The following is a 2270-nucleotide window of genomic DNA, read 5'->3' as shown; positions in this document are numbered from 1 at the left end:
GTTCTCTCGTGCCATCCAGACCTTGCATCAACGGATCAGGCACCGTTTCTTAAAAACAGCCCGGTTCAAGCTTTGCTTCTGGACATTCGTGCGGGCGTTCTAGCAGATCGTGATTGCGGGGAACAATGCCAGACGCGCCCGCCAGATGGCCAATCTGGAATGAATTTTCCACGATCAGTGCGTATGTGGGAAAATCCTGCCCTACCGCCTGATGCATGGCAAAGAACGGAGAAACTATTGCCTTTCGGGTGACCGTGGACGGCCCGCCGCGCGAAGCTCCCGCTCACGCGGATGCGCGCCGGGCTGCCGATTTGTGATAGGCCCTCCAGCGGCCGCACTATCGGGAATCGGACCCAGCGGCTATACCGGCCACACATGCTGCCCGCGCGCCGTGGCACCAAATAGGCTTCGAAGGTGATCGCGTCCGCCGTCGCGGACCAACACGGCGTCCCAACGACCCCCAGACATTGCGAAACAGAGCATTGAACCCGCTTTTATCCATCAAACGGCACCTCACGCCCGCGCAGATCAACGTCTACTTCTCGATCTTTTGCTTCTTTTGTCCGCCGGTGCTGGGTTCGGCCGTGAGCTTTGTGTTCATCGGCGGCGGTCTTTGGTCAGGGGTACTGCTCGCCCTGAAGCGGCGACGCTTCAATTTCGATCCGCCGATGCTCGCCATAACGGTGGCGATCTATGTCTATTGCGCGGCATACCTGCTGGCGTCGGCCGTCAACAACGCGCTCGGGGCCGATGCGCCGCATCTCGTGGCGCTGGTCACGTTCCTGCTGTTCCCGATCTCCTACTCGACCTGGAGCATAACCGCAAAGGCGACCCTTGCCCGCATCGTCGTGGTCGCCAGCATGGCGGCATGTTTTGGCGCCCTGGTGCTGGCCGTGGTGCAATACTACTGGCTCGGCATGCGGGCCGAAGGCGGGGCCGGAAACGCCATTCCGTTCGCCACGGTCACCTGTCTCGGCGTCATGATGTGCATGGCCGGGGCGCTGTCGGGCATTGAAAGAGCCAAAGGCCTTCTGATCCCGGCGGTACTGGCCGGCATCATTGCCATCCTCTATTCGGGCACCCGCATCATCTGGGTGGCCATACCGGTGTCGGGCATCGCCGTACTCTTGATCAACCGGCGCAGGCTGGAGCAGGCAAGTCTTGCTCGTCTGCTGCTGATTGCCGCCGTGATGTCGCTGGTGATCGCCATTCTCGGTTTCCATATCGTGTCGGAACGCGCGGATTTCCTGTTCAGCGACTGGGACGCGCTTGCCAAGGGCGACCACGCGACGCCGACGGGGTTGCGCGTGGCGCTGTGGCAGATCGGGCTCGGTGCATTCCGGGACGCTCCGATATTCGGACACGGCATCGCCGCCAGCCAGGCGCTGATGAAGCAAGGCTTCCATGACCAGTTCGGCATGGCCATGGGCTTCAGCCATTTCCACAACGGCTTTCTGACCGCGCTGGTGCAGGCCGGGTTGGCCGGAGCAATCACGCTCGCGGCGATCTTCGCGGTCGCCGCATGGAACGCCGCAAAGGTTCTGCGCGTCAGCGCCGATCCGATCGAGCGCTTCGGCGCGACGATGGTCGCCGTCACGGTGATCGTCTACCTGATCGGCGGAATGACCGGCATCCTGCTCGGCCACGATATCCTCGATTCGACTTTCATGGTCTTCGTGGTGTCCGGAACCTACCTTGCGTCGGGGCGCCAACAGAGGCTGCCGCAGGAGCCGGCGGCCGCGATAGCGCCGGCAACCTGACCAAGGGGATGCGAAAACCCGCCATGAAAGTTCTGGTCACAGGCGCGACGGGATTCATCGGACGCCGGGTCGTGAGCCACCTTGCCGATGCGGGGTTCGAGGTGCGCACCGCCTCGCGCCGGCCGGAACGGCTTGAGCGGGCAAGCGGGGCGGTTCTGCTGCCCGGCTTCGATGCTCCCGCCGACGCCTTCCTCGCAATGATGGAGGGAGTGACACATGTCGTTCACTGCGCGGCGTTGAACAACGACCGCGGCGCCAGCGAGCCGGATTATCTGGCCGCGAACGGAGCGCTGACCGGCCGGCTCGCGCGTGCCGCGGCGGCGCTAGCAAGCGGGCGCTTCCTCTATCTGTCGTCGATCCGGGCGGTCGTCGGCCCGGACTTCAGCGGCACGATCGACGAGGCAACGGTCCCTGCTCCGCAAGACGCCTATGGCCGCTCGAAGCGCGACGGCGAGATCAGGACGCTCGACGCCTACCGATCGGCGGGCCGTTCCGACGCCGCCGTGCTGC

The 2270-nt window shown here is 64.0% G+C and carries 3 protein-coding genes; all 3 read left to right on the top strand.

Annotated features, from left to right (window positions below; genetic code table 11):
* The coding region (locus tag EN781_RS34935; protein WP_210213512.1) for a hypothetical protein at positions 1-252 on the top strand (252 nt) is incomplete at its 5' end.
* A 230-nt stretch (positions 253-482) separates the two neighbouring features.
* Positions 483-1760: an O-antigen ligase gene (locus EN781_RS31015; protein WP_126055832.1), complete on the top strand. Its 1278-nt coding sequence runs from the start codon at positions 483-485 to the stop codon at positions 1758-1760.
* Positions 1761-1783: 23 nt separating this feature from the next.
* Positions 1784-2270: NAD-dependent epimerase/dehydratase family protein (locus EN781_RS31010; protein WP_127400655.1), on the top strand; the 487-nt coding region annotated here is incomplete at its 3' end.

The organism is Mesorhizobium sp. M4A.F.Ca.ET.090.04.2.1 (assembly GCF_003999085.1).
In the GTDB taxonomy this organism is placed as follows: Bacteria; Pseudomonadota; Alphaproteobacteria; order Rhizobiales; family Rhizobiaceae; genus Mesorhizobium.
This window is presented reverse-complemented; position numbering and strand designations above follow the sequence as displayed.